The sequence below is a fragment of the Thermophilibacter gallinarum genome, from assembly GCF_014982725.1.
Taxonomy (GTDB): Bacteria; Actinomycetota; Coriobacteriia; order Coriobacteriales; family Atopobiaceae; genus Thermophilibacter; species Thermophilibacter gallinarum.
Window position 1 is genome coordinate 321,264 of sequence record NZ_JADCJZ010000001.1, and the last position, 22,166, is coordinate 343,429.

The window sequence follows — 22,166 nt, forward strand, 5'->3', positions numbered from 1 at the left end:
GAGGCGGCATGCTCAGGGCGGTCTTCCTCGACATGGACGACACGTTCGTCGCGCCCGACAAGACGGTGCCGGCGGATAACCTCCGCATGCTCGACCTGGCGCTCGAGAAGGGCGTCCAGGTCGTGCCCTGCACCGGCCGCAACCTCGCCGGGCTGCCCCCCGAGCTGGCCTCCCACCCCAGCGTGCGCTACGCGGTCTGCGGCGGGGGCGCGCTTGTCCACGACCTGGGCGCGGGCGAGGTCGTGAGCGCGAGCGTGATCGCCGCGGACGCGGTGCGCTCCCTCTACGACGACCTGCGCGCGCTGCCCGTCTCCTTCGACCTCTTCACCGAGGCGGGCGTCTTCACGGCCGAGGACCGCTGGCACGTCCTCGACGAGATGGACGTGACCGAGGCCCTCAGGAAGATGGTGAAGGGGCTGCGCACGCGCTGTCCCGGCACCACCGACGCGCTCATCGACTCGCTGGGCGACGTCTGCCGCGTCAACGTCTTCTACCTGGACGACGCGGGCAAGGACGACGTCTGGGCCGTCGCGCGCGCCCATGAGGAGCTCACGAGCGTCTCGTCGCTGCCCTGCAACGTCGAGTTCACCCGTGCGGGCACGAACAAGGGCTCTGGCCTGCGGCGCGTTTGTGAGCTTCTGGGTGTCGACCCGGCCGACGCCATCGCCTTCGGCGACTCGGGCAACGACGTCGCCATGCTCGAGGCCGCCGGCGACGGCGTGGCCATGGGCAACGCCTCGCCCGAGGCCGTCGCCGCCGCGGACCACGTGACGGACCGCTGCGAGCGCGCCGGCGTTGCGCGCTACCTCGAGCCGATCCTCGCCGCGCTTCCGGGCTAGGGGCGTGCCCGCTTTTCTCGTCCGCGCGTTGCCCTGTCGAGAAAAGCCGTCCCGTGTACCGGTCGGAAATCTCAAAACCGGTACACGGGCCGCGATTTCTCCGCGCCAGACGCTGAGACCGGTACACGCGCCCGCTTTTCTCGCCCGCGAGCCCATACAATCGGCTGACACGGACCGCCCCGCGCTGCGATAGACTAGCAGGCGAGAAATCCCGTCCAAGGAGGCAGCCGTGTCAGACGTTCTCGAGCGCTTCATGCGCTACGTGCAGGTGGACTCGCAGTCCGATCCCGACAACATGGACGTGACCCCGTCCACCCCGCGCCAGCACGAGATGGCGCGCTACCTGGGCGACGAGCTCCGCGAGATCGGCTGCGTCGACGTTGCCGTTGACGAACACGCCTACGTCACGGGCGCCCTGCCTGCCTCCGCCGGTGCCGAGAAGTGCCCGGCGCTTCTGCTCTGCGCCCACATCGACTCCTCGCCCGACGCCCCTGCCGCCGGCGTGCGCCCGCACGTGGTCCACTACGAGGGCGGCCCGCTCGTGGCCGGTATCGTGGACGGCGAGCCCGTCCAGACCACGCCTGACCAGGTGCCCGACCTCGCGCAGTTCGTCGGCCAGGACATCGTCTGCTCCGACGGAACCACGCTCCTCTCTGCCGACGACAAGGCCGGCGTGGCGGAGATCTGCGCGCTTCTCGCCCGCCTCGTGGCCAACCCCGAGCTGCCGCACCCCGCGATCAAGGTCGCCTTCGTCCCCGACGAGGAGATCGGCCACGGCGCGGAGCTGCTCGACATCGAGGCCCTCGGCGCGCGCTGGGGCTACACCGTGGACGGCGAGGCCCTCGGCGAGTTCAACTACGAGTGCTTCTCGGCCTGCGAGGCCACGGTCGTCGTGCGCGGCGTGATGGTCCACCCGGGCAGCGCCAAGGACGTCATGGTCAACGCCATCACGGTGGCCTCCGAGTTCCAGCAGCTCGTCCCCGCTTTCGAGCGCCCCGAGCACACGGAGGGGCGCGAGGGCTTCTATCACCCCACCGACATCGAGGGCACCGCCTCCGACGTCACGCTCTCCTACATCCTGCGCGACTTCGACGCCGCGGACTTCGACGCCCGCAAGGAGACCTTCCGGGCAATCGCCGCCTTCCTCAACGACCGCTACGGCGAGGGCACGGTCACGGTGAGCTTCCGCGAGCAGTACCGCAACATGGCCGAGAAGTTCGGCCCGGAGGACCAGCGCCTCATCGACTACGCCCTCGAGGCAAACCGCGAGGTGGGCATCGAGCCCGTGCTCGTGCCCGCGCGCGGCGGCACCGACGGCGCCCAGCTCACCTTCCGCGGTCTGCCCTGCCCCAACATCGCCACCGGCGGCTACAACGCCCACTCCGTGCGCGAGTTCGTCCCCGTGCGCAGCCTGGAGCTCACGGTCGACCTGCTCGAGCGGCTCGTGGCCAAGTTCGCCGCTGACGACGCCGGGATGGGGGCGTAGCTTGGGAGACGCCCTTCTCGTCGTCGTCGCGGTGCTGGTTCCGCTGGTCGCGCTCGTGCTCGAGCACGCCGGCAACGTTCGCATCACCGAGCGCCACCACAGCCACCACGACACCTACGTCGTCTCGGCCCCGTTCAGGCGCTCGCTCGTGCTGGCCATGACGTTCGTGGCCGTGCTGGGGCTGGCCCTCGCCTGGCTCTGCGAGGCGGACGTCTTCGTGGCCGACGCGGAGCTCCCCCTCGTCTTCACCGACGCCTTCCTGGTCACCTGCTTCGTGCTGTGGTGCTTCCTGTGCCGCTACCGCGTGTCCACCTTCGGCGACTGCATGGTGGTGACCCCGCTGGTCGGCCCGCGCGTCTGGGTCCGCTACGACGACATCGACCGCCTCGAGTGGCGGGGCATGCGCATGGAGTCCGGCTTCCGCAGCCTCGCCGTGTGGGTGGGCGGCCGGCGCGTGGTGACGCTGCACGGCATCGTCGACGTGGAGCAGATAATCATGAGCATCGACCGCTTCGACCTGCTCCCGCAGGCGCTCTAGGAGGATCCCTTGATCAAGCTCGTCCTCTCCGACATGGACAACACCCTGCTGCCCTTTGGCCAGACGCTCGTCTCGCCGCGCACCGTCGACGCCATCCATGAGGTCCTGGACGCCGGCGTGCTCTTCGGGCCGGCCACGGGTCGCGACACCGTGGAGATCACCCGCTTCTTCGGCGGTGACGAGGACTGCTTCATGACCGGCATCTTCTCCAACGGCAAGCGCATCCGCGCGCGCGGCAGCTACGTCCAGACGACGCTGATCAGCCACGACGCCCTCGTGCGCATCGCGGGCGCCCTGGACGCCGAGAGGGGCATGTTCGTCGTCTGCTACCCCAACGAGACCGACCTCACCAACCCGGCCTTCTGCGTCCGCGCCACCAAGGAGGAGATCGCCCCCTTCGAGCGGCGCTCCGCGTTCGTGGGCACGGTCGTCGACGAGGTCCCCGACGTCCCCTTCATCGCCGCGACGATCGCGTGCCCGGGCGGCCCCGAGCGCATGGACCGCTGCCGGGCGGTGGTCGCCGAGGTCGCGCCCGACGTGGACATCGTCTCGCCGGTGCCCAGCTGGTTCGACATCCTGCCCGCCGGCGTGTCCAAGGGCGCGGGGCTCGACGTCCTTCTCGACTCCCTGGGCCTGGGGGTGGACGAGGTCGCCGTCTTCGGCGACGCAGAGAACGACCTGGAGATCATGCGCAAGGTGCCCTACGCGGTCGCGGTCGCCAACGCTACCGACGAGGTGAAGCGGGTGGCCCGCTATCGGGTGGGCGCGAGCGCAGACGAGGGCATGGCCGACGCGCTGCTCGAGGTGGCGCGCGCGACGCGGGCGGGCGAGCTGCCCGCCTTTCTGAGGGAGGAGTTCCGGTGATCAAGCTCATAGCGACGGACATGGACGGCACCCTGCTCGACGAGAACTCGCAGGTCCCCGAGGAGACCTTCGACCTGATCCACCGGCTCGCCGAGAAGGGCGTGCGCTTCGTGGCCAGCTCCGGTCGGCGCTACGACACGCTGCGCTGGTTCTTCGAGCCGGTTGCGGACGAGATGGACTACGTGGCCTCGCTCGGCACGCAGGTCTACGCGGACGGTCGCCTGCTGGACCGCGAGGTCTTCTCGACGCTCTCCGTGATGCGTCTCTTCGAGACGTGCCAGATGTTCGACTGCCTGCACCTCGCGCTCTACGACGCCGGCCACGCCTACCTGCTCAACGACCAGAGCCGCTACCTCCGCGAGCTGGACAAGGACCTCCCGGACGCCATCTGCGTCTTCGACCCGCCCTCGCCTGACGTGAGCATCATCAAGGCCGCCATCTGCTGCGACCGTCCCGAGCAGATCATGGACATGGCCTACGTGCTCGAGCGCGAGCTCTCCGAGTGGTTCACGTTCCTGCCGAGCGGCTCGCGCTGGATCGACGTCACGCCGCGCCACGTGAGCAAGGCGACGGGCCTCGCGCAGGTCATGCGCTACTGGGGCATCGAGCGCGACGAGGTCATGGCCTTCGGCGACTCCATGAACGACTATGCGATGCTGCGCTTCGTGGGGCACCCCTACGTAATGGCCAACGCCCGCTATGCCGTGAAGCAGGTGGCCCAGCACGTGATCGGCTCCAACGCCGAGCACGCCGTCCAGGCCACGATGCGCGAGCTGCTGGAGACGCTGTAGCGACGCGGGCGGCCCGGGCCGAGAGAATCCGGCCCGTGTACCGGTTCTGCTGTGAAATCCCGGCCTGTGTACCGCCTCCGACGCCCGCCTGTGGCCGAAACCGGTACATGGGACCGCTTCTCTCGCCGGAGGTTGCGCCATCATGGTAGGGGGACGAGCCGAAGGGAGCCGGATGGCGGACGAGGTCGCCCGCGCGAGCGGGATCATATCCTCCCTGCGCAAGGGAGGGCGTCTGGACGAGGCGCTCGCCCTCGCCCGCCGCGAGCGTGAGCGGCACCCGGACGACGAGCGCCTGGCGCGCGCCCACTCCTGGGTGCTCTGCGACCTCGTGCGCCGTGACGGGGGAGACCCCGCCGCCCTTGCCACCGCCCTGCGCGAGCTTGCGGGGCTCTCGCTTCCCGAGAAGGGCAACGAGGTCCTCTACAAGAACCTCCTGCGACGCCTGACCGACGCCGCCTGGGACCTGCGGCGCGCGCATGACGAGGACGGCCTGCGCTGCCTCCTCGACGCGCTGCGCGAGGCCGTGCGCCTGGAGCCGGACGCTGAGTGGCTCTCTGCCGGCTCCCCGCGGTCGGCCGACGGGCGGCTCGTGCTCTCCACGTCGGAGGCGGAGCCGCTGCTGCGACCGTTCCTCTCGGCCTTCGGTGGCTCGTCGGAGGACTTGGACGCGCTGGTGGCGTGGTGCGGCCCAGAGCCGTTCGTCCTGGCGGAGGACCTGCGTCATGGCAGCTGGGAGGCGCCGGGCGAGAAGAACGGCGCGTCCGCGGACGCCCTCGCGGGGCTCCCGCGCACGCCGTTCTACGTGGAGTGGGCGAGTCCCCGTCGCGGCGCCGTGGGCATCACGGCCTACCGGCGCAGCGCGGCGCGCGAGTACAGCGGCCCGTCCGTGAGCATCGAGCGCAGCGTGGTGCGCGATGCGCGGCTGGCGGGGGAGCTCAGGACCCACGAGGTCTACGAAGCGGTGCTCTCGCCGGACGGGCGCTCCGTGCTGGGTGAGCCCGTGCCGTGCGCCGACCCCGCCGTGCGCGCGACGTTCGTCCGCCGCTTCGAGGGGCGCCTCGAGCGCGTGAGCGGCTACGGCTTCGTGCGCCTGCCGGGCGGCACGTCCGCCGCGAACGACGTCCTGGTGCCGGAGCGCATGGTGACGAGGCACGGGATCGAGGACCTCTCGGTGGTGAGCGGCGTCGCCGCGGCGAGCTTCCGCGAGGGCGAGAAGGGCGACGAGGGCAGCTGGGGCTTCGTCGCGGACAGCGTCGAGCGCGTGGTCCCGCCGCATCCCGCGGACGTGGAGAAGCGCACGAGCGGCGCCCTGCGGGTCGCCCGCGGCGGCGCGGCCTTCGTGGGGAACGTGCTCGTGCCCACGCGCATGGTCTCCGAGCTGGGCCTGCGTCCCGACCAGGAGCTCACGGTGCGGGCGCGTCTGCGCTGGGACCGGCGCCGCCGGACCTGGGACTGGGTGGCGACGGAGGTCTCGGGCTAGGGGCGGGCTCACGCCGCTAACGAAAAAGCCCGGAGGCCATATGACCTCCGGGCTGACTTTGTATGGTCGCGGGGGCAGGATTTGAACCTACGACCTTCGGGTTATGAGCCCGACGAGCTACCAGACTGCTCCACCCCGCAATGCGGTGCACCTCGCATGTGCAAGGAATAACTATACGCGTCGTCCTTCTCGCCAGCAAGGGTTTTCCCGATTGTGTACGACTCTCCACAATCGGGACGGGTCCTACAGGTCCCCGGCCGTGAGGATCTCCTGCGGGATGAGGCGCGCGCCCTCCACGACGGCGCGCAGGTAGTCCATCTCCCGGTCGCAGAGGACCGGCTCCAGCAGCTCGAGGCCCTCGACCCGCACGCCTCGCTGGTCGGTCTCCTCGTTCTCCAGCGGGTCGGGGAAGCGGCGCATGGCGCGGCGGAGCATCTTCCGGTACGCCGGGGCGAACGGCTCCACCGAGAAGCGGCCGCGTGCCAGCTCGCTCAGGCGCGCCAGGATGGAGAGGCCCGCGCGGTCGATGTCGCCCCAGTAGAGCACGCGCACGTCCTCGGCGCCCAGGCTGTCGAGAAGGTCGGGCAGCTTGTGGGGGTCGTCCACCAGGTAGCCGTTGCCAAAGACCACGCCGTGCACCCGCTCGCCCAGGATCTTCTTGCGGCCGTCGAGGAACAGCGCGTTTCTCATGTTGACCCAGGGGTCCAGGTTCTCGGAGACCACGAGGCGCAGGTGACGGTGGTGCTTGGGGATGTGGTGCAGCAGCTCGAGCTTGACCTGCGGGCGGGTGCGGACGACGTCGGTGAGCCCCATGAGGTGCAGGAGCTTGCGGCCGTCGGACTCGACGCCGAGGAACTTCTCGTCGCCGAAGAGCTGGTAGGAGAGCTCGCGCAGGCTGAGCGTGCCGTCGCCGAGCGTGGCGCCACCCGCGAGCGCACCGTCGAGGGCGCGCAGCTCGCGCTCGTAGCGGACGAAGGCGTCGGGGGTGCTGAGCAGCCAGCCGTTGATCCACAGGCGCGGGTCGAGGCCGATGATCCGGCGCCGCACGTCGTTGAGCTCGGGCGTCTGCTTGCGCACGGTGTCCAGCCCGGCGAGGCTGCGCTCGGGACGGCGCGCCGGCGGGCGGGGCCGCTCGGTGCGGGTGAGCGCCTGGGGCGCGGCGCTCTCGGCCGCGTCGTCCCCGCGGGGGACGCGCAGCAGGTAGCCGTCGTCCGCCTGCTGGAGAACGCCGACCTCGAGAAGGGAGGCGAGCACCGTCTCGTCCGCGTCGTACTTCTCGAGCACCGCGGTCACGTCCGCCGGGTCGATCGGCACCTTGCGCAGGCGCACGAGGCCGCTGGCTATGCCGCCGGAGACGCTGCGGAACTGCGGGGGGAGCTGCTTGCTCAGGATCTTGGCGAGCTCGAGCACGGTGGCGTGCTCCTGCTCGGTGAGTCGACGTGCCATGGGGGTCCTTGTCTCTTGGTTGCCCCCACAGCATACCGTACGCGCGCCGCCCCCCGACGCCCTTGCTTAGGAAAACGGGGTCGTTGCAGGTGCCGCAGCGAGAAGCGCCCGCGACGCCTCACCGCTACGACAGCGCCGCGCTCCACGCGCTCTGCAGCCCGAGCACGATCACGAGCGAGAGCACGTTCACGACGAGCGCCGCGATCGCGAGGCCCTTGCCACCCTTGGTGCCGCGCACGGTGCCGATCACGCCCACGATCGAGAAGACCAGGCCGATGGCGCCGATCATGAACGAGAGGTTGTTGACGATGGGGATCCACGAGGTCACGATCGCCAGGATTCCCAGCACCAGACCGACGATCGCCGCGGTTGACGTGGGCTTGTTGGTGTCTGCCATATCCGTTCCTTTCCTTCGGTGAGACTGTGGCTCGAATTATCGCGACCCCGCCGGCGCGATTCATTAGCTGCGAGCTAATGAAACCCGCCGGCCGCGTTGCTAGTCTTCAGCTACCTGTTGGCTGAAGGACACACGAAGGACCGGGTGATGACAGTGAGGAAGAACGCTCTCATGGGCAAGAGGATCGTCGTGGCCGCGCTGATGGTCGCGGCCCTGGCGACGCCGTGCGCGCTGGTCGGATGCGGCGGCGGGGCGCCCGCGGACACCGACGAGGCTCCCGTCGAGCAGGAGGCCGAGCCCGAGCAGGCCGAGCCCGAGGCCTCGGATGCCGAGTATGCCGTGACGATCGACGGCTCCGCGATGACGGAGGACTACGAGGGCAACCCCGCGATGATCGTCGACTTCTCGTTCACCAACAACTCCGACGAGGCGACCTCGTTCGCCGTCGCGTGCTCCCAGAAGGCGTTCCAGAACGGTGTCGAGCTCGAGCGCGCCATCACCACGGATGACCTCGGCAACGGCTACATGGCTGAGATCAAGCCCGGTGCCACCACCACGGCCCGCATCGCCTACGCGCTGACCGACGAGTCCGACGTCACCGTCGAGGTCGAGGAGCTCTTCTCGTTCGATGATACGATGCTGGCTGAGGCCACCTTCTCGGTGGCATAGCGCAGATGGAAGAGGGGAGGGGCCCGCATGAGCGAACCGCTGACCGAGGAGCTGCTCGACGAGCTCCTCTCTGCGTCTGACCTGGACAAGTACCTCGAGGAGCACGAGCCGCGCGCCCTGAGCCTTGCCGAGTACCTGCAGCAGCTGCTGGACGAGAAGGGCCTCGAGCGCTCCCGCGTGGTGCGCATGGCCAACCTGAACGACACGTTCGGCTACCAGATCTTCCAGGGCACGCGCCACCCGAGCCGCGACAAGGTGCTGCAGATCGCCTTCGCCATGGCCCTCACGCTGCGCGAGACCAACCGCGCGCTGACGGCCGCCGGCGTGAGCGAGCTCTACTGCAAGGACCGCCGCGACGCGATCATCATCTTCTGCATCGACCGCGGCTGCTCGCTCCAGAAGGTTAACGAGGAGCTCTACCGCTTCGGCGAGGAGACCATCTGCTAGCGAGGGCCGCCCAAAAGTACCCAGACAACGTGCCCGTGGCGACGTCGTCCCAGTTGGCGTCTCCCGAATCGCCGTTGTCTGGGTACTTTTTCGCGAGGTCGCGAAGTGGCCCTCTGCTAGGATGGGCGCATGGAAGATGAGCTCTCAAACTACCTCTCCGCGCTCGACCGCGACGGCTGCTATCGCGTGGACGCGACCCTCAAGGACGGCCGCCTCGAGACCACGCAGCGCGTCTACTTCGTGGGCGAGAACGGCGCCGAGCTGGGCCCCTTCGTGCGCAAGTACCTCGCCCCCGGGCTGGGCGGCGCGTACGAGCGGATCTTTGCCGCTCAGCGCGACGGGGTGCGGCTTCCCCATCTGCCCCGCATCGTCGAGTGCCACCGCCAGGACGAGCGCCTCGTCGTGGTCATGGAGCACGTCGCCGGCGAGACGCTCGCAGATGCCGCGGCGGCTGCGACCGACCGCCTCGACCTCGTGCGTCGCGTATTCCCCGACCTCTGCGACGCGGTGAGCGAGCTCCACGAGCTCCTCGACCCGCCCGTCATCCACCGCGACCTCAAGCCGGGCAACGTCATGGTCTCGGCCGCCGGCGTCACCCTTATCGACCTTGGCATCGCGCGCACCTGGCGCGAGGGCGGCGAGCAGGACACCACCCACTTCGGCACGCGCGCCTACGCCCCGCCCGAGCAGTTCGGCTTTGGCCAGACCGACGTTACGAGCGACGTCTACGCCCTGGGCATGCTGCTCTTCTTCTGCCTCGCGGGCCGCGACCCCGCGGCCGCGGACCGCGAGCGAGGCTTTGCGGCGGACGGCGTGCCCGAGGGCCTGCGCGACGTCATCGCCCACGCCGCCGAGCTCGACCCCGCGCGTCGCCTCCCGTCCGCCCGGGCATTCAAGGAGGCCCTGCTCGCCGCGCTGGGCGAGAAGGACCGGGAAGCCGAGCCGCCCACGTTCGAGGCGTCGGGCACGAGCCCCCTCGCGTGGCTCTCGCGCGTCCCGGGCTGGGTGGGCGTCGCATGGAACGTGCTCGTGGCGGCCGCCTGCGCGCTGCTGCTGATCGGCTGTGTGGGGGCGATGCTCTACCCCAACGCCGAACTCGCCACCTGGCCCACGTGGTATCTCCTCTACGCCTACCTGGCCTTCGCGATGCCGGTCATCCTCGTCGTCTCCTACCTGCTGCTCGACCGCCGGCCGCTGCGCCGGAGGGTGCCCGCGCTCGCACGACTCACCGTGCGCCAGGAGGCGCTCCGGGGGCTGCTCGTGCTTCTCGTCGTGTTTGCGGCGTGGGTCGTCGCGGCGATGGCGGCGGGAGTCTAGACCAGCTGCCTGACGGCCGCCTCTAGCTCGGCGACATCACCCGTGAAGTGGTACGCGTGCATGCCCGCGACGCGGGCGCCGATGCAGTTGTCCTCGTTGTCGTCTACGAAGAGGCACTCCGCCGGGTCCAGGTCGTAGCGCTCGCAGAGCAGCTGGTAGATCGACGGATCCGGCTTCATCATGCGCTCGTTGGCGGAGACCACCACGCCGTCGACGTAGGGGATGACGGGCGCGTGGCCGAGCTGCTCCATGATGCGGGTGGAGGCGTTGGAGAGCACGTAGACGCCAAAGCCCTCCTCCTTGAGGCGGATGCCGAGCTCGTTGACGTCGGAGATGGCCTCCGAGCGCTCCGGCCAGTGCGCGAGGCACTCATGCAGGTTGGGGTGCAGGCGCTCGGGCAGGTGGTGCTCGGCGTAGCGCGTCATGGTCTCGTGCCCGATGGTGCCCGAGTCGAGCAGGGTCCACAGCGGGCTGCCAAAGAGCGCGGCGTTGAGCAGGGCGGCGTCCTCGGGCGTGTCCGTGAAGCACGAGGCGAAGTAGGGGCCGTTGAACGTCATGAGCACGTTGCCCATGTCAAAGATCACGTTGCGTACCGGCTTTCCCATGCTTCTCCCTTCGACGCTCTCCTAGGCCGAAGTATAGCCGTGCCGGCGAGAAGAGGCGCGGAGACGCCGGCGCCTAGACCTCGATGCTCAGGAAGACGTAGGTGTCGCTGTCCTCGTCGAACTCGTCCTCGGGGTCCGTCGCGAAGTGGGCGTAGACCGTGAGCCCGTCCTCGGTGCCCTCGTACACGGAGACGTCGTCGTAGTAGGTTCCCGCCAGGAACTGCTCGGTGAACTCGGCGGGGAGCGTCGGAGACGGCATGCCGAGACCGGAGAGCATGCCCGCGAGCCGGTCGAAGTCCGCCTGCACGGCGGCGAGGTTCTTCTCCTTCGAGAGCGTCGCGTCTATGTCCGCGTGATAGCTGATCTCCTTCAGGGCGCCCGAGGCGTCCGTGTCGACGCATGCGTACGAGACCAGGGGCTCGTCGAGGGCGTCCAGGTAACCGTAGACGGAGTAGCCGTACGACGTCTGGCGCTGGGTCGGGTCGTCCGCCGAGACGTAGGCGCACCCGCCGTCCTCGAACGCCGCCTCGATGGCCGACACGCGCTCCGCCGCCTCGGCGCGCGCCTCCGCCCCCGCCTGCGCGGACGAGGCGAGGCGCGGGGTGAATATCGCCGCGAACACGAGGATCGGCACCAGCACGATCGCCGTGCGCCAGGCGCCGAGGCTCGGCAGGCGCACGCCGCCCCTCTCTGCGGCGATCCGTGCGGTCTCGTGGAACGCCCGCATGAGGCGCCAGAACCCGATGAAGCCCAGGGCGCTGCCCACGACCTCCAGCGCCTCGCCGGCCGGCGTCCCGCCGTCGCGCGAGTCCATGAGGCGACCGGCGGCGCTCGTGCCGATGCCCGCGTAGAGCTCTCCGGGCAGGGGAGTGTCCGCGGCCTCGCCGAAGACCTTCCGCTCCACGGAGCGCCAGGCGGGTCGGTTTGCCATCACGCGCGTGCCTATGGAGAACACGAGGCAGAGCGCCACGTAGACGATCACGAAGGGCAGCAGCGAGTAGAGCCCCAGCAGGTAGACGCCCTGGGACTTGAGAATGGCGTCGTCCACCGCGATGCAGGCGACCCATGCGGCGAGCCCCGGAAAGAGCGAGAAGAGGAAGTACGTCCCGAGCTTGGGCCAGAGGTAGAGCCGGCGAATCGCGCGCTTCTCGTCGTCACTGAACATGGGCGCTCCTAACGTGGGGTGGGACCAGTATAGAGCGCGCTCGACGTCGAATAACGTGCGAGAAGGTCAGCGGTGCCCCCACCGGAGCGCTCATTGGACCCTTTTGCCGGAGTACGGTGGTGGGACGTGTCGGCTGCTATGCTGCTGAGCCGTTTCTGGCTTTGCTATCCTGGCGATAAGCATCTAAACGGGAGCGAACATATGGGCGAGTTGTTCTCCGGGCGGCACATGTCGAATACGGTTCAGTCAGAGCGGGCAGACGTTGAGCGAGGGCTGCGCGCCGGATTCATCGATGCCGATCAAGAGGCTAAGGAACAGTATCGCCCTCGCTTGATAGCAAACGACAAGAGTACCGGCACCAATCTTCTGACGGTCCTCAAGCAGCAGCTTTCCCAGTGTAATAGTTTCGACATCTGTGTTGCGTTCGTGGCAAATAGCGGCTTGCAGCCGTTAGTGGAAGTCCTCTCTGAACTCAAACGCCGCAACATCAAGGGGCGCTTCCTCACTTCGACCTATCTTGCGTTCAATACGCCGGATGCCTACGGAAAGCTGCTCGAGTATGACAACGTAGAAGTCCGTGTGTACCAGGGAAACCTGCATGCGAAGGGGTATATATTCGACTACGGTGCGACGAGCACGATTATCGTCGGAAGCTCCAATCTGACCCAGATGGCGCTCACCTGCAACCGTGAATGGAACGTACTATTCCGCTCCTATGGAACTGGCGATATGCTCATCTCGCTTGGGGATGAGTTCGAGTCAATCTGGCAAGATCCCCAGACAATCCGCCTGACCCCAGAATGGATCGAGCTCTATCGCGAGACATGGACACCTCCCGAGCCGCCAAAGGCACGCCCCTACATAACCTATGACGGGGCGACCGAAAGCATCTCTACGAAAATCTCTCCCAACAAAATGCAGAGGCTTGCGCTTGAGGCGCTATCCAAGCTGCACGAACGTGGCGAGCGACGCGCTCTCCTTGTGTCTGCGACGGGTACAGGCAAGACGTATCTCTCGGCTTTTGATATCGAGGCGGAAAGACCTGCGCGCGTTCTGTTTCTCGCACATCGCCAACGCATACTGGAGGCCTCGCTTGCTAGCTACAGCAAGCTATTGGGTGATGCTTATACGTATGGCATCTATCAGCCTGGCCGCGATCAGGGAGGAGTTCGTCCTACCTGTCTGTTTGCCATGTGTTCGACGATCGTTCGCCACTTGGAAGAGTTTGACCCTTCGGCATTCGACTACATTGTGGTGGATGAGGCCCATCGTACGGGATCGAGCAGCTATCAAAGGATCATGGAGTACTTTGAGCCGTCGTTCTATTTGGGCATGACGGCAACGCCTAACCGCACTGATGGCTATGACGTCTTCGCCCTGTTCAATCACGTTATTGCATTTCAGATTACCTTGCAGGATGCTCTCGAGAACGACATGCTGGCGCCCTTTCATTACTTCGGAATTGCAGATCTAAAGATCAACGATGACGATATCGACGATCCGGCACTTTTCTCGAAGCTGACCTCAGATGAGCGCATCAAGCACGTCGTCTCCAAGATCGAGGAGTACACCGTTGGCAAAAGCCAACGACGGGGTCTCATCTTCTGTAACCGAAACGATGAGGCGGCGGAGCTGTCGCGGCGCTTCAATGAGCTGGGCTATAGAACGTGTGCGCTGAGCGGGGCCAACAGCGATGAGGAGAGGAATGAAGCCATTGCGAGGCTGGAGCGAGGCGAGCTCGAATACATCTTCTCGGTTGACATCCTAAACGAGGGCGTCGACATCCCCAGCCTCAATCAGATCATTATGCTCAGGCGCACTGAGTCGGCGATCGTCTTTGTTCAGCAGCTCGGGCGCGGTCTGAGGAAGGACGATCAGAAGGACTACGCACTGATCCTGGACTTTATTGGCAACTACCAGAAGAACTTTTTCGTGCCGGTGGCGCTTTCCGGTGATAGGACCTTTAACAAGGACAATATGAGGAAGCTGGTCAAAGAGGGCTCGACGGTCATTCCCGGAGCCTCAACAGTGAGCTTCGATCGAATTGCTGAAGCGCGCATCTATGAGGCGATCGACGGTGGAAGATTCAACGCGACAAGGCTGTTGAAGGATGAGTACTTCGACCTTAGGCAGATGCTTGGGAGAATTCCTGCGCTTGAGGAGTTTGACGCGAACAACGCCATCGATCCGCTTCGTCTTTTTGACAAGTTCGGGTCGTATCACTCGTTCCTCTCGAAATATGACCCTGATTATGACGTCAAGTTCAACGACACACAGGAACGCATACTCAAGTTTCTATCCCAGAAGCTTGGGAGCGGCAAACAGCTTGAGGACCTCCTGATCGTCAAACGCTTGGTGTCGGGCTCCCTTAGCTGGTGTGACCAAGAGCTTGAGCGTGCGTATGATTCAGCGGCGCTCGAGAGGGCTCGCCGCTCTGCCGTGTCTTTGCTTTCTGGCTCCTTCTCTGGCTCGGGGTCATTCATTCCCCTTGTTGAGGGACAAAGCGACGATCTGAGGCTCTCTCGAGCTTTTGCGAGCTCTTTAGCGGATGCCGAGTTTAAACGTCAGGTACTTGAAGTCGTCGACTTTGGCATCTCTCGCCATGCGCAGAACTATGGGGCACCGTACAAGGATACGGCTCTCGTGCTTAATGCTAAGTACACCTATGAGGAGGTCTGCTATCTCCTCAACTGGGAAAAGAACGTCAACGGCCAGAATATCGGTGGCTATAAGTTCGATCGTGCGACCAACACCTTCCCGGTTTTTATCAACTACGAGAAGGACCCTGACATATCAGATAGCACGAAGTACGAGGACAGGTTCATTACGGACAGGGAACTCGTGGCCATATCAAAGCAGCCACGCCATCTGGACTCTCCCGAGATCGAACGGCTAAGAGCGTGGCCAGGCAATGGCATGCGTGTCTTCCTATTTGTTCGCAAGAACAAGAACGACGGAGACGGCGGCAAGGAGTTTTACTTCTTGGGGGAGATGTTCCCCACAGGGGAGTACAAGGAAATCGTGATGCCTGGGGCGAACACTGCTGCTGTTGAGATTACTTATGAGCTGATGGATCCCGTTCGGCACGATCTATACGACTACCTGACCAGCAACATCGATTTGGTCGAGCAACAGTTCTAGTGACCAAAAGCTTTTTCGAGCTCCTTGACCACCTGGATGTCAGCAGGAAGCCAATCAACGTCCCAGAGTTGGTCAGATTCGAGCCAACAGAGATTCTCGTGTTCGGAATCGTTGATGGTGCCGGAGGAGATCTTGCAGGTGAAGCACTCCATTGATAGATGGAATGACTCGTAGTCGTGCTCGACAGTGCACAGGTACTCAAGGTCTCCGATGGCTACATGCAGCTCCTCGTCGATTTCGCGAATGCACGCCTGGGCGCCGGTCTCGCCGGATTCGAGTTTGCCTCCGGGGAACTCCCAACCGTCTTTGAACTCACCATAACCACGCTGAGCTGCGAGAATCTTATTATCTTTCCGTATAATTGCTGCCGCTACGTGCACCGTCTTCATTGTGCCTCCTTTGAGTCCGCAGGAAAGTATATGCGATTAGGACGACGGTCTCATTGTGTTCACCATGCAAGACGTTTGGCCTCCTTTGCTAGATGGTGCTTGCTACACTGGTGAGGCCGACAACCGCGAGAAAGGACCCACCATGTCTGACGTGCTGTTTGTTGAGTATCCGAAGTGCAGTACCTGCAAGCGCGCGAAGGCGTGGCTGGACGCGCATGGTGTTGCGTACACCGACCGCCACATCGTCGAGGACAACCCGACGGCCGAGGAGCTCGCTGTCTGGCAGGAGCGCTCCGGCCTCCCCGTGCGCCGCTTCTTCAACACGAGCGGCATGCTCTACCGCGAGCGCAACATCAAGGCGCAGCTCGACGGCGGTATGTCGGATGCGGAGGCCTTCGCGCTTCTCGCCGAGAACGGGATGCTGGTCAAGCGACCGATCGTCGTGGGCGAGGACTTCGTGCTCGTGGGCTTCCGCGAGGCCGAGTGGGAGAAGGCGCTGCTGTAGCGAACGCTAGGCGAACATTTGTTTTCTAGTTGCGCGTGAATCACAAATCGGGGCTCGAGGGACGGGTCCCGATTTCTTTGTAAGCCTCCTGCCTGCGGTTCTTCTCGCCCGGCGTGCTCGATTCTAGTTGCCTTCTAGTTATCACATGCTTATCAAGCGGGGCGCGAGGATATCGTGTCTGGTGTCCGTGGCATACTGAGTGAAAAGAACGGGGAGGGGAGAAGGCTATGCTGACGCGCGAGTTCTGCGCCGAGAACATGGAGCTGGTGCCGGCGGCGGTCGCGGCCGGCGCGGCGCGCATCGAGCTCTGCGACAACCTCGCCGTGGGCGGGACCACGCCCAGCTACGGCGTCATCGAGGCCGCGACGCACCTTGCCGAGCGTCGTGGCTTTGACGTCATGTGCATGGTCCGCCCGCGCGGCGGAAGCTTCGAGTACACACGCGACGAGGTAAAGATCATGCGGAGCGACCTCTTCACCGCCGCCAGCCTCGGCGTGACGGGCGTGGTCTTCGGCTGCCTGCGCGACGGGCACCTGGACCACGAGCTCACGTCCGAGCTCGTCGACATGGCGCACGCTCCCGGCTTCGGTCCCAGGCATGGCGTCGAGGTGACCTTTCACATGGCCTTTGACGCGCTGCCGGCAGACGAGCAGCTCGACGCGATCGACTGGCTCGCCGAGCAGGGCGTGACGCGCATCCTCACGCACGGCGGCCCCGCGGGCACGCCGATCGAGGACAACCTCGACCGCCTGCGCTCCTTCGTCGAGCGCGCGGCCGGCCGCATCACGATTCTGCCTGGCGGCGGCATCACCTGGGAGAACGCCGAGCGCATCGCCGCCGAGCTGGGGGTCAGCGAGGTTCACGGCACCAAGATCGTGAGGCTCCCGTAATGGCGCGGCCCCGCAGGGCGCGTCGCTTCGCCCAGGTCCGCGACGACCTCGGCTGCAACCTGAGCGAGGACGAGCTGCTCGCGGCCCTGTCCGCGCCGGACGCGCATGTGGCCAACACGGCCTTCTCGGGTCTGGAGCTCTCGGACGTGGCGGCAAACGGGACGGTCTTCGAGAACGTGGTCTTCCGTGGCTGCACGTTCGAGCGCGCCAACCTCTCCAACTGCACGTTCACCGACGTGCTCTTCTCGGGATGCCGCTTCGTGCGCTGCGACATGGGGCGCAGCTGGCTCAACCGCGTGGACCTTCGCAGCTGCTCCGCGCCGGGTCTGTCCTTCCTCAAGGGCCGGCTCTCCGGAGTCTCGCTGGCGGACAGCCAGCTCGCCTACGCGGACTTCTCGGAGGCGGCCGTCGACCAGCTCGTGGCGAGCGAGACCAAGCTCTCCGAGGCGAGCTTCCACGCCACGCGCCTGCGCCACCTGGCGCTCGACGGCTGCGACCTCTCTCGTGCGACGTTCTTTCGCACGAGCCTCTCCGGCGTGGACCTTTCCACGTGCGACGTCTCAGGGCTGCGCGTCTCGAGCGACCTGCGCGAGCTGCGCGGCGCCGTCATAGATTCCGACCAGGCCGTCGAGCTCATCGGGCTTCTCGGCATCCAGATCAAGGAGGAGGACTGGGCATGATCGACGAGAACGCCCCGCTGGAGGAGGTCCAGCGCGTCTTTCGCAACGACCACTTCGCCACCGACGCCTGCGGCTGCCGCGTGGTTGAGGCTGCGCGCGGCCACGCGGTCTGCGAGTTCGACATCACCGAGCGCCACCGCAACGAGAAGGGCGGCGTGATGGGCGGCGCCATCTTCACGGTGGCCGACCTGGCCTTCGCCGTGGCGTCCAACGTGGGCGAGACCACGTCCGTCTCGGTGAGCAGCTCGATCGAGTTCATGAGCGCGGCCCGCGGTACGCGCCTCATCGCCACGGCGGACGCCGACAAGAACGGCCGCACGCTGGGCTTCTATACCTGCCTGGTCACCGACGAGCTGGGCACGCCCGTCGCCCGCGCCACGCAGACCTGCATGCACCTGCAGAAGTAGCGCGGTCGCGTGCCGCCCTACGGCAGCGGCGGCAGCTGCTCAGGCATGTCGCCCACGAGCGGGCGGACGTAGCGCAGGAAGTCCTCGGTGACGCCCATGCCGTCCTCGGAGATCCACTCCGCGGGGACGTGGCGCACCTGGTTGGCGACCGAGAGCACGTCGATGAGCTTGGTGCGCACCTCGTAGGGGTCGTCTGCGATGCGCTGGAGCGCGCACATCTTGACGCTCTCCCCGTCGAGGGCGGCGCGGGCGCTCGTTCCGCCGATCATGTAGGCCTCGTCGAGGTCCGTGCGGCTCACGACCTGGCTCGCGCAGCGCTGCAGGGTGGAGAGCTCCACAGCACGCGTCTTGCAGCCGAGGCGCTCCTTGGTGACGGACGCGAGGTAGCGACCGGTGCCGGAGAGCGTCGCCAGGTGGCCGAACTCGTCCACGCCGGCGCCAGGGGCGGCGAGCTCGCAGTAGAGCGTGCCATCCGGCGTGCGGACACCCTCGCTGACGCCCACCATGACGGTGTTCTTCTGCTCGAGGAGCTGCGTCAGGCGCTCCATGAGGACGTCCTCCACGAGTGGGACCTCCGGGAGGAGCACGAGGTCGGGCCTGGCGAGCGCGGAGGAGGCGGCGAGCCAGCCGGCGTCGCGGCCCATGATCTCCACGAAGGTGACGCTCTTGAGGTCGTAGACGTCGGCGTCGAGGGCCAGCTCGGCCATCGAGGTGGCCACGAGCCGCGCCGCGCTGCCGTAGCCGGGCGTGTGGTCGGTGCCCACGAGGTCGTTGTCGATGGTCTTGGGGATGCCCATGAAGCGGATCTCGCTGCCGACGCTTTGGCCGTAGTCGCCAAGCTTGGCGATGGTGTCCATGGAGTCGTTGCCGCCGATGTAGAGCACGCAGGACGCGCCGACCTCCTCGAAGCGACGGAACAGGTCCTGGTAGAGGGCCTCGTTCTCCGTGGCCTTGGGCAGCTTGAAGCGGCAGCTGCCCAGCCAGCTCGCCGGCGTCTGCTTGAGCAGCGAGAGGCTGCGCGCGTCGGGGACCTTCTCGTCCAGATCGACCGTGCGGCCGGCGAGAAATCCCTGGATGCCGTAGCGCATGCCCGTGACGCGGACCCCCTGGGAACGGGCCGCCGCGATGGCGCCCGCAAGGCTCGCGTTGATGGCGGCGGTGGGCCCGCCCGACTGTCCAACCAGCACGCACTTCTCGGCCGTCATGGCGCCTCCTTGGTCGCGACTGCTGTGAACCCAGCATACCGCAAGCGCGCCACCGTCTTGCGAGAGGGCGTCCCGCACGCATCGGTGCCGGACGCCCTCTCGTGGCTCTTTGTGCTGCCTGCTGCTCGCTACTTGCCGAGCACCTTGCGGCCCAGGGCGTCGGCGGCGACGATGGCCGCGTGCAGCTCGTCGGGCGTGACGTCGCCCGCCAGGTTGTGGATCGTCTCCCCGGGGGCACAGGCGTTCTCGGCGATCGTGTGGATCTGCTCGTCGGTGGTGACGCCCAGCTCCTCCAGGGTCACGGGCAGGCCGACCTCGAGGCAGAAGTCCTGGACCTCGTCGAACTCGTCCTGCGAGACACCCTCGAGGACCAGCTGGACCAGCGTGCCAAAGGCCACGCAGCAGCCGTGCGGCGCGCTGTGGCCGCCGAGGGCGGTGAGGCCGTTGTAGAAGGAGTGCGCAGCCGCGCAGTTGACGTTGTCGGCACCCACGCCGGACAGGTACACGTTGGCCTCGATGATTGCGTCGAGAGCCGGAGTGACCACGTTCTTCTCGCATGCGGCGATGGCCTGAGAGCCGTAATCGCGCAGGGTCTCGTAGCACAGGCGCGCCAGGGCCATGCCGGCGCGGGTGATGCCGGTGCCCTCGAGGCTGGGAGACTCGGTGCGGATGGAGGCGCGGCCCTCAAAGTAGGTGCCCAGCGCGTCGCCCATTCCGGCCACCAGGAAGCTCACGGGCGCGTTGGCAATCACCTCGCTGTCAACCATCACGGCGTCGGGGTTGGTGGGATAGAAGAGGTACTTGTCGAAGGTGCCGTCATCGTTGTAAATGACGGAGAGGCCGGTGCAGGGGGCGTCGGTCGCGGCGACGGTCGGGATGATCACGACATGCTTGCCCGTGTAGTAGGCGGTCGCCTTGGCGGTGTCGACGGCCGAGCCGCCTCCGACGGCGACCACGGTGTCGATCTCGTCCTGCTCGACGATGGCCTGCATCTTGGCGATTTCGCTCTTGCTGGAGATGCCCCCGAAGATCTCATAGCGGCGGTAGTCATCAGACCCGGCGTCCTCGAAGCTCTGCTCGATCTTGTCGTGACACGCCTTGTGGCCGCTCTTGGAGCAGACGAAGAGCCAGCGATGGCCCATGTAGCCCATTTCCTCGGTGAACTTGAGCAGGGCGCCCTTGCCCTGGACATACTTCAGGGGCTCCCGCATCGCACGCAAACGCTTCATGAAAGGCCTCTTTCTCTCAGGTGGCGTCGGCATCTTGGCAGTCGGCTCCAAATTCGCCGCAATTCTAGTTCCGATGTGCGAGCGGTGTCGTGTGTGGTCGGCTATCAACACGAACTCGAAACAGAGCAACACGGATGTCTTTGGGACTACGAGCGGGTCGGGTCTCGACGTATAATTCTCCCTTGGACTGACGTGCGGCCGCTCGTGCGACCGCGGAGGACGGGAGGCAGCATGGGAGCATTTTTCGGCGCGGTTTCTCATCGCGACGTCGCACTGGACGTCTTCTTTGGCGTCGACTACCACTCTCACCTGGGCACGCGCCGTGCGGGCATGGTCACCTGCCGCGAGGGCGGCGGCTTCAACCGCCAGATCCACTCCATCGAGAACACGCCGTTCCGCACCAAGTTTGAGCACGACCTGCCCGCCCTCTCCGGAACCTGCGGCATGGGCTGCATCTCCGACAACGACCCGCAGCCGTTGCTCGTCCGCTCCCACCTGGGTCTCTATGCCATCTCCACGGTGGGTGCCATCGCCAACACCGACGAGCTCGTGGCGCGCTTCGAGGAGGATGGCCACCAGTTCATGGCGCAGAGCTCGGGCGAGGTGAACGTCAACGAGCTCGTCGCCGCGCTCATCAACACCCAGGCCAACATCGTCGAGGGCATCCGCTATGCGCAGGACTCGATCGAGGGCTCGCTCACGCTGCTGATCATGACCGAGTCCGGCGAGCTCATCGCCGCGCGCGACGCCATGGGCCGCCTGCCGGTCCTCATCGGCAAGGACGACGACGGCTACTGCGTCTCCTTCGAGTCCTTCGCCTACGGCAAGCTCGGCTACACGGATGAGTACGAGCTCGGCTCCGCGGAGATCGTGAAGCTCACCGCCGACGGCTACGAGACCCTCTCCCCGGCGCGCGACGAGATGCGCATCTGCGCGTTCCTGTGGGTCTACTACGGCTACCCCAACTCCAACTACGAGGGCGTCAACGTCGAGTGCATGCGCTATCGCAACGGCGCCATCATGGCCCGCGACGAGCGTGCGGCGGGGCTGCTCCCCGAGGTCGACTACGTGGCCGGCATGCCCGACTCGGGCCTGCCCCACGGCATCGGCTACGCCAACGAGTCCGGCGTGCCGCTCGCGCGCCCCTTCGTGAAGTACACGCCCACCTGGCCGCGTTCCTTCATGCCCGCCAACCAGGAGGTCCGCAACCGCGTCGCCAAGATGAAGCAGATCCCGGTGCCCGAGCTCATCCGCGACAAGCGCCTGCTGCTCGTCGACGACTCCATCGTCCGGGGCACCCAGATGCGCGAGACGATCGACTTCCTGCGCGACACCGGCGTCTCCGAGGTCCACATGCGCTCGGCCTGCCCGCCGATCATGTACGGCTGCAAGTTCCTCTCGTTCTCCCGCAGCCGCTCCGAGTACGAGCTCATCGCGCGCCGCAAGGTTCGCGAGCTCGAGGGCGACGAGGGCGAGAAGCACCTCGACGAGTACGCCGACGGCCGCAGCGAGCGCAGCCGCTGCCTCCTGCGCTCCATCTGCGAGGAGATGGGGTTCGACTCGCTGGAGTACCAGAGCCTGGACGGCATGCTCGAGGCCATCGGCATCGACCGCAAGAAGATCTGCACCTACTGCTGGACCGGCCGCGACTAGGTGCGGGCGGCGGGCCCCGGGCC

At 66.4% G+C, this 22,166-nt stretch carries 22 protein-coding genes and 1 tRNA gene; 15 read left to right on the top strand and 8 right to left on the bottom strand.

Annotation, left to right across the window (positions count from 1 at the left end):
• Positions 1-8 precede the first annotated feature (8 nt).
• The 6 genes from INF26_RS01580 (at position 9) to INF26_RS01605 (ending at position 5,998) form a co-directional block, all read left to right on the top strand.
• Entirely contained in the window at positions 9-839 is an 831-nt protein-coding gene (locus INF26_RS01580; protein WP_193528981.1) for an HAD family hydrolase, read from the top strand.
• Between the two features lie 229 nt (positions 840-1,068).
• Positions 1,069-2,325 carry a peptidase T gene (gene pepT, locus INF26_RS01585; RefSeq protein ID WP_332307279.1) on the top strand — a complete coding sequence of 419 codons (1,257 nt, stop codon included), beginning with the start codon at positions 1,069-1,071 and terminating at the stop codon, positions 2,323-2,325.
• Position 2,326: 1 nt separating this feature from the next.
• The gene (locus INF26_RS01590) at positions 2,327-2,863 is read left to right on the top strand and encodes a hypothetical protein (RefSeq protein ID WP_193528982.1); all 537 of its coding nucleotides are present in this window, start codon (positions 2,327-2,329) and stop codon (positions 2,861-2,863) included.
• Between the two features lie 9 nt (positions 2,864-2,872).
• Positions 2,873-3,727, top strand: coding sequence for an HAD family hydrolase (locus tag INF26_RS01595; protein WP_193528983.1), 855 nt, complete (start codon positions 2,873-2,875; stop codon positions 3,725-3,727).
• Positions 3,724-4,518: an HAD family hydrolase gene (locus tag INF26_RS01600; protein WP_193528984.1), complete on the top strand. Its 795-nt coding sequence runs from the start codon at positions 3,724-3,726 to the stop codon at positions 4,516-4,518. Before INF26_RS01595 ends, INF26_RS01600 begins: the two co-directional genes overlap by 4 nt.
• A 172-nt stretch (positions 4,519-4,690) precedes the next feature.
• A complete protein-coding gene (locus INF26_RS01605; RefSeq protein WP_193528985.1) occupies positions 4,691-5,998 on the top strand; it encodes a hypothetical protein in 1,308 nt (435 codons plus the stop codon).
• Positions 5,999-6,061: 63 nt separating this feature from the next.
• Here INF26_RS01605 and INF26_RS01610 read toward each other — a convergent pair.
• The 3 genes from INF26_RS01610 to INF26_RS01620 all read right to left on the bottom strand — a co-directional run bounded on the left by INF26_RS01610 (position 6,062) and on the right by INF26_RS01620 (position 7,841).
• A tRNA-Met gene (locus INF26_RS01610) sits at positions 6,062-6,138 on the bottom strand.
• A 103-nt stretch (positions 6,139-6,241) separates the two neighbouring features.
• Positions 6,242-7,444 (bottom strand): Wadjet anti-phage system protein JetD domain-containing protein, encoded by a 1,203-nt coding sequence (locus INF26_RS01615; RefSeq protein WP_226371795.1) that lies wholly within the window; start codon positions 7,442-7,444, stop codon positions 6,242-6,244.
• A 124-nt stretch (positions 7,445-7,568) separates the two neighbouring features.
• Positions 7,569-7,841: a hypothetical protein gene (locus INF26_RS01620; protein ID WP_193528986.1), complete on the bottom strand. Its 273-nt coding sequence runs from the start codon at positions 7,839-7,841 to the stop codon at positions 7,569-7,571.
• Between the two features lie 147 nt (positions 7,842-7,988).
• On the opposite strand from INF26_RS01620, the gene INF26_RS01625 reads away from it, so the two are divergent.
• The 3 genes from INF26_RS01625 to INF26_RS01635 all read left to right on the top strand — a co-directional run bounded on the left by INF26_RS01625 (position 7,989) and on the right by INF26_RS01635 (position 10,274).
• A complete protein-coding gene (locus INF26_RS01625; RefSeq protein ID WP_193528987.1) occupies positions 7,989-8,510 on the top strand; it encodes a DUF5067 domain-containing protein in 522 nt (173 codons plus the stop codon).
• A 27-nt stretch (positions 8,511-8,537) separates the two neighbouring features.
• Complete coding sequence (locus tag INF26_RS01630; protein ID WP_193528988.1) at positions 8,538-8,957, top strand: XRE family transcriptional regulator; 420 nt, start codon at positions 8,538-8,540, stop codon at positions 8,955-8,957.
• A gap of 129 nt (positions 8,958-9,086) precedes the next feature.
• Positions 9,087-10,274: a serine/threonine protein kinase gene (locus INF26_RS01635; RefSeq protein ID WP_193528989.1), complete on the top strand. Its 1,188-nt coding sequence runs from the start codon at positions 9,087-9,089 to the stop codon at positions 10,272-10,274.
• Here the strand turns inward: INF26_RS01635 and INF26_RS01640 are convergent.
• Both INF26_RS01640 and INF26_RS01645 read right to left on the bottom strand, forming a co-directional pair.
• The gene (locus INF26_RS01640) at positions 10,271-10,879 is read right to left on the bottom strand and encodes an HAD family hydrolase (protein ID WP_193528990.1); all 609 of its coding nucleotides are present in this window, start codon (positions 10,877-10,879) and stop codon (positions 10,271-10,273) included. The two genes, INF26_RS01635 and INF26_RS01640, sit on opposite strands and share 4 nt — an antisense overlap.
• A gap of 73 nt (positions 10,880-10,952) precedes the next feature.
• Positions 10,953-12,044 carry a hypothetical protein gene (locus tag INF26_RS01645; RefSeq protein WP_193528991.1) on the bottom strand — a complete coding sequence of 364 codons (1,092 nt, stop codon included), beginning with the start codon at positions 12,042-12,044 and terminating at the stop codon, positions 10,953-10,955.
• A gap of 201 nt (positions 12,045-12,245) precedes the next feature.
• Between INF26_RS01645 and INF26_RS01650 the strand changes: the two genes are divergently transcribed.
• Positions 12,246-15,185 carry a DUF3427 domain-containing protein gene (locus INF26_RS01650; protein WP_193528992.1) on the top strand — a complete coding sequence of 980 codons (2,940 nt, stop codon included), beginning with the start codon at positions 12,246-12,248 and terminating at the stop codon, positions 15,183-15,185.
• On the opposite strand, the gene INF26_RS01655 is transcribed toward INF26_RS01650, so the two are convergent.
• The gene (locus INF26_RS01655) at positions 15,182-15,574 is read right to left on the bottom strand and encodes a (deoxy)nucleoside triphosphate pyrophosphohydrolase (protein WP_193528993.1); all 393 of its coding nucleotides are present in this window, start codon (positions 15,572-15,574) and stop codon (positions 15,182-15,184) included. The two genes, INF26_RS01650 and INF26_RS01655, sit on opposite strands and share 4 nt — an antisense overlap.
• Before the next feature lie 142 nt (positions 15,575-15,716).
• On the opposite strand from INF26_RS01655, the gene INF26_RS01660 reads away from it, so the two are divergent.
• The 4 genes from INF26_RS01660 (at position 15,717) to INF26_RS01675 (ending at position 18,056) form a co-directional block, all read left to right on the top strand.
• Complete coding sequence (locus INF26_RS01660) at positions 15,717-16,079, top strand: arsenate reductase family protein (RefSeq protein WP_193528994.1); 363 nt, start codon at positions 15,717-15,719, stop codon at positions 16,077-16,079.
• Between the two features lie 227 nt (positions 16,080-16,306).
• Positions 16,307-16,969 (top strand): copper homeostasis protein CutC, encoded by a 663-nt coding sequence (locus tag INF26_RS01665; RefSeq protein ID WP_332307280.1) that lies wholly within the window; start codon positions 16,307-16,309, stop codon positions 16,967-16,969.
• The gene (locus INF26_RS01670; protein ID WP_193528995.1) at positions 16,969-17,649 is read left to right on the top strand and encodes a pentapeptide repeat-containing protein; all 681 of its coding nucleotides are present in this window, start codon (positions 16,969-16,971) and stop codon (positions 17,647-17,649) included. Before INF26_RS01665 ends, INF26_RS01670 begins: the two co-directional genes overlap by 1 nt.
• The gene (locus tag INF26_RS01675; RefSeq protein WP_193528996.1) at positions 17,646-18,056 is read left to right on the top strand and encodes a PaaI family thioesterase; all 411 of its coding nucleotides are present in this window, start codon (positions 17,646-17,648) and stop codon (positions 18,054-18,056) included. The genes INF26_RS01670 and INF26_RS01675 overlap by 4 nt, the downstream gene beginning before the upstream one ends.
• 17 nt (positions 18,057-18,073) lie before the next feature.
• Here INF26_RS01675 and INF26_RS01680 read toward each other — a convergent pair whose 3' ends face one another.
• Both INF26_RS01680 and INF26_RS01685 read right to left on the bottom strand, forming a co-directional pair.
• Complete coding sequence (locus INF26_RS01680) at positions 18,074-19,261, bottom strand: diphosphate--fructose-6-phosphate 1-phosphotransferase (RefSeq protein ID WP_193528997.1); 1,188 nt, start codon at positions 19,259-19,261, stop codon at positions 18,074-18,076.
• A gap of 128 nt (positions 19,262-19,389) precedes the next feature.
• Positions 19,390-20,490, bottom strand: coding sequence for a glycerol dehydrogenase (locus INF26_RS01685; RefSeq protein ID WP_193528998.1), 1,101 nt, complete (start codon positions 20,488-20,490; stop codon positions 19,390-19,392).
• A 231-nt stretch (positions 20,491-20,721) separates the two neighbouring features.
• On the opposite strand from INF26_RS01685, the gene INF26_RS01690 reads away from it, so the two are divergent.
• On the top strand, positions 20,722-22,143 hold the full coding sequence (locus INF26_RS01690) for an amidophosphoribosyltransferase (protein WP_193528999.1): 1,422 nt from the start codon (positions 20,722-20,724) through the stop codon (positions 22,141-22,143).
• The last annotated feature ends 23 nt before the right edge of the window (positions 22,144-22,166 follow it).

Bases quoted from the DNA above. Each gene is read 5' to 3' on its own strand.
- INF26_RS01680 (WP_193528997.1), bottom strand. From the start codon at position 19,261: ATGACGGCCGAGAAGTGCGTGCTGGTTGGACAGTCGGGCGGGCCCACC.
- INF26_RS01625 (WP_193528987.1), top strand. From the start codon at position 7,989: ATGACAGTGAGGAAGAACGCTCTCATGGGCAAGAGGATCGTCGTGGCC.
- INF26_RS01655 (WP_193528993.1), bottom strand. From the start codon at position 15,574: ATGAAGACGGTGCACGTAGCGGCAGCAATTATACGGAAAGATAATAAG.
- INF26_RS01650 (WP_193528992.1), top strand. From the start codon at position 12,246: ATGGGCGAGTTGTTCTCCGGGCGGCACATGTCGAATACGGTTCAGTCA.
- INF26_RS01665 (WP_332307280.1), top strand. From the start codon at position 16,307: ATGCTGACGCGCGAGTTCTGCGCCGAGAACATGGAGCTGGTGCCGGCG.
- INF26_RS01640 (WP_193528990.1), bottom strand. From the start codon at position 10,879: ATGGGAAAGCCGGTACGCAACGTGATCTTTGACATGGGCAACGTGCTC.
- INF26_RS01630 (WP_193528988.1), top strand. From the start codon at position 8,538: ATGAGCGAACCGCTGACCGAGGAGCTGCTCGACGAGCTCCTCTCTGCG.
- INF26_RS01645 (WP_193528991.1), bottom strand. From the start codon at position 12,044: ATGTTCAGTGACGACGAGAAGCGCGCGATTCGCCGGCTCTACCTCTGG.
- INF26_RS01675 (WP_193528996.1), top strand. From the start codon at position 17,646: ATGATCGACGAGAACGCCCCGCTGGAGGAGGTCCAGCGCGTCTTTCGC.
- INF26_RS01605 (WP_193528985.1), top strand. From the start codon at position 4,691: ATGGCGGACGAGGTCGCCCGCGCGAGCGGGATCATATCCTCCCTGCGC.
- INF26_RS01615 (WP_226371795.1), bottom strand. From the start codon at position 7,444: ATGGCACGTCGACTCACCGAGCAGGAGCACGCCACCGTGCTCGAGCTC.
- INF26_RS01635 (WP_193528989.1), top strand. From the start codon at position 9,087: ATGGAAGATGAGCTCTCAAACTACCTCTCCGCGCTCGACCGCGACGGC.
- INF26_RS01685 (WP_193528998.1), bottom strand. From the start codon at position 20,490: ATGAAGCGTTTGCGTGCGATGCGGGAGCCCCTGAAGTATGTCCAGGGC.
- INF26_RS01660 (WP_193528994.1), top strand. From the start codon at position 15,717: ATGTCTGACGTGCTGTTTGTTGAGTATCCGAAGTGCAGTACCTGCAAG.
- INF26_RS01580 (WP_193528981.1), top strand. From the start codon at position 9: ATGCTCAGGGCGGTCTTCCTCGACATGGACGACACGTTCGTCGCGCCC.
- INF26_RS01620 (WP_193528986.1), bottom strand. From the start codon at position 7,841: ATGGCAGACACCAACAAGCCCACGTCAACCGCGGCGATCGTCGGTCTG.
- INF26_RS01690 (WP_193528999.1), top strand. From the start codon at position 20,722: ATGGGAGCATTTTTCGGCGCGGTTTCTCATCGCGACGTCGCACTGGAC.
- INF26_RS01670 (WP_193528995.1), top strand. From the start codon at position 16,969: ATGGCGCGGCCCCGCAGGGCGCGTCGCTTCGCCCAGGTCCGCGACGAC.